Origin of the sequence: Phreatobacter sp., assembly GCF_027532945.1 — a bacterium.
In the GTDB taxonomy this organism is placed as follows: Bacteria; Pseudomonadota; Alphaproteobacteria; order Rhizobiales; family Phreatobacteraceae; genus Phreatobacter.
The window spans coordinates 97199-104414 of sequence record NZ_JAPZTZ010000021.1; the positions used below are offsets into that span (position 1 = coordinate 97199).

General features: G+C 68.5%; 11 protein-coding genes. 4 read left to right on the forward strand and 7 right to left on the reverse strand.

Annotation, left to right across the window (positions count from 1 at the left end):
• Window positions 1–4 precede the first annotated feature (4 nt).
• From O9344_RS15930 to O9344_RS15940, 3 genes are all read right to left on the reverse strand, one after another.
• A complete protein-coding gene (locus tag O9344_RS15930) occupies window positions 5–529 on the reverse strand; it encodes a hypothetical protein (protein WP_298479426.1) in 525 nt (174 codons plus the stop codon).
• 19 nt (window positions 530–548) lie between these two features.
• On the reverse strand, window positions 549–1187 hold the full coding sequence (locus O9344_RS15935; RefSeq protein WP_298479430.1) for a glutathione S-transferase: 639 nt from the start codon (window positions 1185–1187) through the stop codon (window positions 549–551).
• A gap of 65 nt (window positions 1188–1252) precedes the next feature.
• On the reverse strand, window positions 1253–1456 hold the full coding sequence (locus O9344_RS15940) for a hypothetical protein (protein WP_298479433.1): 204 nt from the start codon (window positions 1454–1456) through the stop codon (window positions 1253–1255).
• A 156-nt stretch (window positions 1457–1612) separates the two neighbouring features.
• On the opposite strand from O9344_RS15940, the gene O9344_RS15945 reads away from it, so the two are divergent.
• Window positions 1613–2383, forward strand: a complete 771-nt coding sequence (locus O9344_RS15945) for a MotA/TolQ/ExbB proton channel family protein (protein ID WP_298479436.1) — start codon at window positions 1613–1615, stop codon at window positions 2381–2383.
• A gap of 7 nt (window positions 2384–2390) precedes the next feature.
• Complete coding sequence (locus O9344_RS15950) at window positions 2391–3215, forward strand: flagellar motor protein MotB (RefSeq protein WP_298479439.1); 825 nt, start codon at window positions 2391–2393, stop codon at window positions 3213–3215.
• Here the strand turns inward: O9344_RS15950 and O9344_RS15955 are convergent, their stop codons facing one another.
• Window positions 3216–4049, reverse strand: coding sequence for an alpha/beta hydrolase (locus O9344_RS15955; RefSeq protein WP_298479442.1), 834 nt, complete (start codon window positions 4047–4049; stop codon window positions 3216–3218).
• Between the two features lie 145 nt (window positions 4050–4194).
• On the opposite strand from O9344_RS15955, the gene O9344_RS15960 reads away from it, so the two are divergent.
• Window positions 4195–5283 carry a malate/lactate/ureidoglycolate dehydrogenase gene (locus tag O9344_RS15960; protein ID WP_298479445.1) on the forward strand — a complete coding sequence of 363 codons (1089 nt, stop codon included), beginning with the start codon at window positions 4195–4197 and terminating at the stop codon, window positions 5281–5283.
• 3 nt (window positions 5284–5286) lie between these two features.
• Here the strand turns inward: O9344_RS15960 and O9344_RS15965 are convergent, their stop codons facing one another.
• Window positions 5287–6090: a crotonase/enoyl-CoA hydratase family protein gene (locus O9344_RS15965; RefSeq protein WP_298479448.1), complete on the reverse strand. Its 804-nt coding sequence runs from the start codon at window positions 6088–6090 to the stop codon at window positions 5287–5289.
• 11 nt (window positions 6091–6101) lie between these two features.
• Window positions 6102–6566, reverse strand: a complete 465-nt coding sequence (locus O9344_RS15970) for a PaaI family thioesterase (RefSeq protein WP_298479451.1) — start codon at window positions 6564–6566, stop codon at window positions 6102–6104.
• A gap of 86 nt (window positions 6567–6652) precedes the next feature.
• Between O9344_RS15970 and O9344_RS15975 the strand changes: the two genes are divergently transcribed.
• Complete coding sequence (locus O9344_RS15975) at window positions 6653–7012, forward strand: hypothetical protein (RefSeq protein WP_298479455.1); 360 nt, start codon at window positions 6653–6655, stop codon at window positions 7010–7012.
• On the opposite strand, the gene O9344_RS15980 is transcribed toward O9344_RS15975, so the two are convergent.
• The coding region (locus O9344_RS15980; protein WP_298479458.1) for a TRAP transporter large permease subunit at window positions 7009–7216 on the reverse strand (208 nt) is incomplete at its 5' end. The two genes, O9344_RS15975 and O9344_RS15980, sit on opposite strands and share 4 nt — an antisense overlap.

Genomic DNA, 7216 nt, shown 5'->3' on the forward strand with positions numbered 1-7216 from the left:
CCGGTCAGAACTGAACTTCCTGCCGGTTGCGGATGGTCCGGCCCGTCGTGTCACGCAGCTCCGGTGCGATGATCGGCGGCGGCGTGCCAGGTCCCGTGGGATCGCGCGCGACGTTGGAGCGCACCCGCGTCGGCTCGCGGTTGCGATCCACCGTCGTGGGGATGACGCTGGTCGACTGACCGCTGACGATGGTACCGCCCAGGGGGTTGCCGCCTGTGGGCGCCCCTGTCGAGACGCGCGACACATTGGTCAGGCTGGCGCTTTCGCGCGCGCCGGGCGCGGTGCGCATGCCTTCGGTTTCGAACCGGGTCGGCCCCGCAATCGGCCGCACCGTGGTCGCCGGCACCGCGGCGACGACCGTGCCGCCGGTCGCCGGGAGAGGAGAAGACTGGACCTGCTGCACCGGAACCGGCTGGACCGCGGGAGCCTGTGATGCCACGGGGGCGTCACCGCCGCCCATGCAGCCGCCGAGAGAGCCGCTGGAAGCCAGCACGGCGAGGAGGGCGAAACGGGAAAAGCGGCGCGTCATGGACTGTCCGTCGGATGGTTCAGGCCGCAGGGGCGGTCGGCATCATGGCATAGGGCGGCTTCCAGCCCGGCAGCGCGGCGATCCGCTCGCGCCAGGCATGGATGTTTGCATGCGAGGCGGCGAGGTCGTAGCCGGTCTCCTCGACGGGATAGAACATGTAGCCGGCCAGCGACAGGTCGGCGATGGTCGGTGCCGACCCGACCACGAAGTCGCGTCCCTCGAGATGCCGGTCGAGGATGGCGAGCGCGCCATCGACACGCCCGCGGAAGAAACCCAGCACGGCGGGATCGGCAGGCTTGCCCGACAGCGACAGCATGAATCGGTGGGTGGCGAAATAGCTGGTGAACTTGTGGTTGTCGAAGAGGATCCAGCGCAGGATCTCCAGCTCCTGGTCCTCACCGGCGGGCCCAAACAGGCCGGTGCGCCGCGCCAGATAGGTCAGGATCACGCCGGACTGCGTGAGGCGCTTGTCGCCATGTTCGAGAACCGGCACCTCGCCCATCGGATTGACGTCCGAGCGCCAGGCGGGCTCGCGAGTCGCCCCGCCGAAAAAGGGCACGAGCACCGGCTCCCAGTCGAGCCCGGAGGCCGACAGCATCAAGGCGACTTTGTAGGCATTGCCGGACTGGGCGAAGCAATGCAGGCGATAGTCGGCCAAAGGATCCTCCGGGGAGCGTCACGGCGTCGCATTCAAGGGTGGCGCCGTGTCGAAAAGGAGGCGGCTCAACGGTTGCGCTGGCGTCGTCCCTGCTGGCTGTCGCCCTGGTTCTGCGTCGCATGCGAACCGAGCGCCGGATCCGGCGGAAGCGGCGGCGGCGTCGCATTCACCACCGGCGGTCCGGGCGGCGGTAGCGGCGCGGTCTGGGCGCAGGCGCCGAGGCCCACGGCTGCGGCGATGGTCAGGCCGCGGATGAACCAGGCGGTCATGGCTGTCTGTCTCCCTGCCAACGCAAGCCCTTTACCGGCGCAAGCGGGGTTTCGGCAAGTCGTCCGTAAGCCGGCAAGGCCGCGGCAACCTTAAGCAACTCTTAGGTGGCTGCCGTTACCATCAGGCACAGTTCGCGCGCATCGTCGGAGTGATTGATGGATATCGGCACAATCCTGGGGCTGGTTGGAGCCGTTGCCGTCATTGTCATCCTGATCATGATCGATGGCGGCAACTTCGCCCAGTATTACGACAAGCACGCGGTCATCGTGATTTTCGGCGGCGCCTTCGCCGCCACCCTCCTGCGCTATCCGCTGAACGTGGTCATGCACGGCATCCCCATGGGCTTCAAGGCGGCGCTGGGCATGCGCTCGATCAGCCCGCGCCAGCTGGTCGAGGAGATCGCCAACATTGCCGACGTCGCCCGCAAGCAGGGCCCGACGGCGCTGGAGAAGCTCACCATCTCCGATCCGGTCCTCGCCCAAGGCGTCCGCTACATCGCCGATGGCTACGACGCCGACTTCATCCGGCAGACCATGGAGACCGACAAGGACAAGGTCTATGCGGAGCTCGACGAGGCGCAGAAGATCTATCGGTCCATCGGCGACTGCGCCCCGGCCTTCGGCATGATCGGCACGCTGCTGGGCATGGTGAACATGTTCGCCAACATGACCGACCCCTCCAAGCTCGGCCCCATCATGGCCATGGCGCTGATTGCGACCCTCTACGGCGCCGTCGTCGCCAACATGGTCTGCATGCCCATCGCCGACAAATGCCACCTCAAGATGGCCGAGGAGGACATCTGCCGTTCGATCATCATCGACGGTGTCATCCAGATCCGGAACCAGAAGAGCCCGCAGGTCGTGAAGGAGATGCTGCTCGCCTACCTGAACGAGCACGACCGCCACGAACTGGCCGAAGCGGCCTGAGGCGACCATGGCAAAGCGCAAGGCAGACGGTCACGCGGGCGGTCACGGCTGGTTCGTGACCTTCGCGGACCTCATGGGCCTGCTCATGTCCTTCTTCGTCGTGCTCGTCGCGACCTCGAACCAGGACGAGCGCAAGAAGCACATGATGACGGGCTCGTTCCGCGAGGCCTTCGGCACGACGAGCAACACCCAGCTGACCGGCATGATCGAGCTCCACGGCATCCCGACGCGGCCCTTCATCCAGAACCTCTCGGCCAATGCCGATTCGCCGACCGACCGGCCCGCGCCGCGCACCGACGAACGCAACCCGGATGCGCTCTCGGCGCTCGCCGACCGGCGCATGGCACTCGCCGCGGCAAGCCTCCGTCAGGCGCTGCAGGCCTTCCCGGAGATCGCCGAAATCTCCAAGAACATCATGATGGAGGAACGCCCCGACGGTCTCGACCTCCAGATCGTCGACCAGGACGGCCGCGCCATGTTCCCGCCCGACGGCCGCGAGCCCTATGAGCGCACGCGCCGGCTGATCGCCGCCCTCGCCCCGGCCCTGCGCCAGCTGTCGAACCGCATCACGATCACCGGCCACACCTCCGGCAACCGCGTGCTGGGGCGGCCGGGCTACGGCCCCTGGGACCTCACCGCCGACCGGGCCAATGCCGTGCGCATGGTGCTGGAGGATAACGGCCTGCCCTCCGACCGCATCTTCGCCGTCACCGGCAAGGGCGATAGCGAGCCAATGTTCCCCGACGATCCGTTTCTCGCGGCGAACCGGCGCGTTTCAATCCTCATCATGAAGGAATCGCCGGTCGCGCCGCGCTCCTTCCTCGGCAATTGATCAGCGCCAGCCGATCTCGCCGAGGAACCCGTCCACCAGCGCGTTGAAGATCGCCGCGCGCTCGAAATAGACGGAATGGCCAGAGACGGGCACGCTGACGAAGCGGCCTTTCGGGAACCGCCCGGCGACGAGCTCGACCCCCCGCGGGCAGATCAGCAGGTCTTCTTCACCGGTGACGAAGAGCACCGGGCAGGCGATCCTCGCGGCGTCCTCGGGCCTGCGCGTGCGCATGGCGCGGATTCGGTTGCCGATCTCCACCTTGTCGAGGCCGAGCGAAAGCCGGTCCACCGCCTGGTAGAGGGCATGGAGGGCGGATTGTTCCTCCGCCATGCGGGCACCCGCGGCGCGATGAATGCCGCGCTTCGCCAGCGCGTCGATCGCCGCAGGCGCCGCCTTGCGCCAGGCCGCAACGCCTGCGTCGCCGAAATGGTCATAATCGAATGAGCCGGAGGTGCAGGCCATCACCAGACCCGCGACGCGGTCAGGGGCGGCGAGCGCGGTCTCGGCACAGGTCCAGCCGCCCATGGACTGCCCGACGATCACCGCCTTGTCGATGCCGAGATGGTCGAGGAGCGCCACGAGGTCACCGGCATAGAGCTGCGGGTCGGGCACGCCCGAGGCCACCGTGGAGGGCCAGAAGCCGCGATGCGAAAAGGCGACGACCCGGTGCCGCTCGGCGAAGACGGGAGCAGACTGCCACCAGCTCAGGTGGTTGCCGCCGAGGCCGTGGGCGAAAACGACAGCAGGCCCCTCCCCGCCCGTCTCGTAGTGGATGACGGCGCCGTCGGGCCGCGTCAGGCGGCCGGCGGTGAGGGCGGGGATGGACGTGACCATGGCGAACTCCCTGGAGGCGCCGGAGACTAGACCCGCCGCTTCACCGATTGGAAGCGCGGCGGGCGCAGGGCCACTCCCCCGCCCGCGCGCTAGGCGCGGGGCACGACGCGGGCCATGATCGCCCCAACGATAAAGGAGGATCCCCATGGCTCTGGTCGATGCTGATCGGCTGAAGGCGCTCGTCGCCACCATCTTCGAGAAGGCCGGATGCGATGCCGACGAAGCCCGCCTCATCGGCCATTATCTCACCGAAGCCAATCTGACCGGCCATGACAGCCACGGCGTCGCCCGCGTGCCGCGCTATGTCGACTGGCTGAAGGAGGGGCGCGTCGAGGCCAGCAAGAGCGTCACGGCCGTCGTCGATACACCCGCCATCACCGTCCTCGATGGCCATTACGGCTTCGGCCAGACGGTTGGGCCGCAGGCCGTGCGCGTCGGCATCGCCAAGGCCAAGCAGCATGGGCTCTCCGCCGTCGCCCTGCGCAAGGCCGGCCATCTCGGCCGTATCGGCGACTTCGCCGAGATGGCGGCGGCCGAGGGCCTCGTCTCCATCCACTTCGTCAATGTCGTCGGCTCGATCCTCGTCGCCCCCTATGGCGGCGTCGACCGGCGCCTGTCCACCGCGCCCTATTGCGTCGGCGTGCCGCGACCGGGCGCCCCGCCCCTGCTTCTCGACTTCGCCACCTCGCTGGTGGCCGAGGGCAAGGTTCTCGTAGCCTCGCTCGGCGGCAAGCCGATCCCCGGCGACGCGCTGATCTCGCCCGACGGCACCAAGAGCAACGATCCCGCCGTGCTCTACGGGCCCTATCCCGCCGGCCCCGGGCCGCGCGATCCGATGAACGGACCCGGCGCGATCCGCGCCTTCGGCGAGCACAAGGGCTCGGGCCTCGCCTTCATGTGCGAGATCCTCGGCGGCGCCCTGACCGGCGCCGGCGCGACCGGCCCCGACAAGCGCTTCTGCAACGGCATGATGTCCATCTATATCGACCCCAAGGTGATCGATCCGGACGGGTTTTTCCCCGGCGAATGCGCCGATTACGTCGCCTATTACAAGAGCGCCAAGCCGGTGGAGGCGGGCGGCGAGGTGCTGGTGCCGGGCGAGGCAGAGACGCGTGCCCGGGCGAAGAAGCAGGCCGAAGGCGTGCCGCTCTCCGACGGCACCTGGGACGCCATCGCCGCCACCGCGGCCTCCCTCGGCATCGGCGACAATGTGATCAAGGCGGCTTTGCGCTAGAGCCTAGATCGCGTTGAAATCGCCGCCGCGGCCCTTGCCCGAAGCGAAGCGGCCGGCTCCTGCGATGCCCTCCTCCACCGCCATGGCGGCGGAGTTGCGCCATTCGTTGCGCAAGGCATCGTTCATCGGCATGTCCCACTGGGCGAGCGCCGAGGCGCGATCGGCGCGCAGGCACCCCTGCGGGAAGCGCGCGATGTCATGGGCGAGAGCTTCCGCCGCCTCGCGCGACTGGCCATGCGGCACGACGCGGTCGGCAAGGCCGATGCGCAGGCATTCCTCCGCCTCCACCTTGCGGCCGGTGAGGATGAGGTCCATGGCCCGCCCTTGGCCGACGAGCCGCGGCAGGCGCACCGTGCCGCCATCAATCAGCGGCACGCCCCAGCGGCGGCAGAAGACGCCCATATAGGCATCCTCCTCCATCACCCTGAGGTCGCACCACAGCGCGATCTCCATGCCGCCGGCGACCGCCGGGCCGGCGATGGCGGCGATGACCGGCTTGGACAGGGAAAGCCGGGTCGGCCCCATGGGCCCGCGCGGCCAGGCGTCATCGCCATCGGGGATGTCGAGGTCGCCGCCGAAGGGCGTCCCGCCTGGTGCGGCGGCGGCGTGCTTCAGGTCGAAACCGGCGCAGAAGGCACCACCCGCGCCCCAGATCACGCCGACGCTCGCTGTCTCGTCGGCCTCGAAGGCAAGCAGCGCCTGGGTGAGCGCCACCGCCCCTTCCGGGTTCATGGCGTTGCGGGCGGCCGAGCGCGTGCGGATGAAGGTAACGACGGGGCCGGAGCGTTCGACGACGAGATCAGTCATGATGGGGTCCTTCAATCGACGATGCCGGGGGTGTCCACCACCATCATCGTGGCGGTCATCATGGCGATGAGCTTGCGCTCGCCATGGGTCTCGGCAAAGCACTCGCCGAGCGTGACCATGATGGTCTTGCCGGGACGGATGACCTTGCCGACGCCAAGGAACCGTTCGCCCTTGCCCGGCGACATCAGGTTCATCTTGAACTCCACCGTCAGCACGCCGGTCCCCTTCGGCATGAGGCTCATGGCCGCAAAGCCGCAGGCATTGTCGACGAGCGCGGTGAGCGCGCCGGCATGCACAAAGCCGTGCTGCTGCAGGATATGCGGGGCGAAGGGCATGGCCATCGTCACCTCGCCGGGTGCCAGGGCCTCCAGCGTCACGCCGAGGGTCTGCATCAACGGCTGACGGGAAAAGCTCGCGCGGCCCCGCGCTTCCCAATCAGGATCGCGGGGCTGGTGAGCGGGCCGGTGGGCAGCCATGCGAACTTCCTTCGTTACAAAGCCCTCGGACAATCGCAGACTGCGTCAAACCGCCACAAGCCATCCGGTCGGTCGAGGTCCCCCGCTTGTTCCACTGGTATTTCCCCCGCTTCACCGAAGCCGCCTTCCGGGCCTCGGCCGTCTCGGCCACCACTGCCGTTGCCGCCTCGGTCACCATCGCCCACCGGATGATGCTGATGTCGGACCCCACCGCCTGGACCGCCGGGACCCACAAGGAAGCCATGCGCATGGTGTCGGAGAAGGTCGATGCCATCACCGAAGGGAGCCTCGACGCTGCCGCGGAGGCTGGCCGTCTCGCGCTGCGCAGCGCCACCGGCGCGCTGAGCAGCGACGATGTCGCCCATGGCCTGCTCGCCATCGGCGTCGCCGCCACCAAGCCGGCTGTGCGCGCTGCGCGCGCCAATGCCACGCGGCTGAGCCTCTAGCTCAACAGGTTCACCAGCCAGAGTGCCAGCGCCGGGACGGCGACGACGAGCCCGAGGCGTAGCACGTCGGCTGCGACGAAGGGGATGACGCCGCGATAGGTCGCGACGATCGGCACGTCCTTGGCGATGGCCGAGACCACGAAGACGTTGAGCCCGATCGGCGGCGCCGTCAGGCCGATGCCGACCACCATCAGCACGAGGATG

Bases quoted from the DNA above. Each gene is read 5' to 3' on its own strand.
- O9344_RS15930 (WP_298479426.1), bottom strand. From the start codon at position 529: ATGACGCGCCGCTTTTCCCGTTTCGCCCTCCTCGCCGTGCTGGCTTCC.
- O9344_RS15940 (WP_298479433.1), bottom strand. From the start codon at position 1,456: ATGACCGCCTGGTTCATCCGCGGCCTGACCATCGCCGCAGCCGTGGGC.
- O9344_RS15945 (WP_298479436.1), top strand. From the start codon at position 1,613: ATGGATATCGGCACAATCCTGGGGCTGGTTGGAGCCGTTGCCGTCATT.
- O9344_RS15950 (WP_298479439.1), top strand. From the start codon at position 2,391: ATGGCAAAGCGCAAGGCAGACGGTCACGCGGGCGGTCACGGCTGGTTC.
- O9344_RS15955 (WP_298479442.1), bottom strand. From the start codon at position 4,049: ATGGTCACGTCCATCCCCGCCCTCACCGCCGGCCGCCTGACGCGGCCC.
- O9344_RS15960 (WP_298479445.1), top strand. From the start codon at position 4,195: ATGGCTCTGGTCGATGCTGATCGGCTGAAGGCGCTCGTCGCCACCATC.
- O9344_RS15965 (WP_298479448.1), bottom strand. From the start codon at position 6,090: ATGACTGATCTCGTCGTCGAACGCTCCGGCCCCGTCGTTACCTTCATC.
- O9344_RS15970 (WP_298479451.1), bottom strand. From the start codon at position 6,566: ATGGCTGCCCACCGGCCCGCTCACCAGCCCCGCGATCCTGATTGGGAA.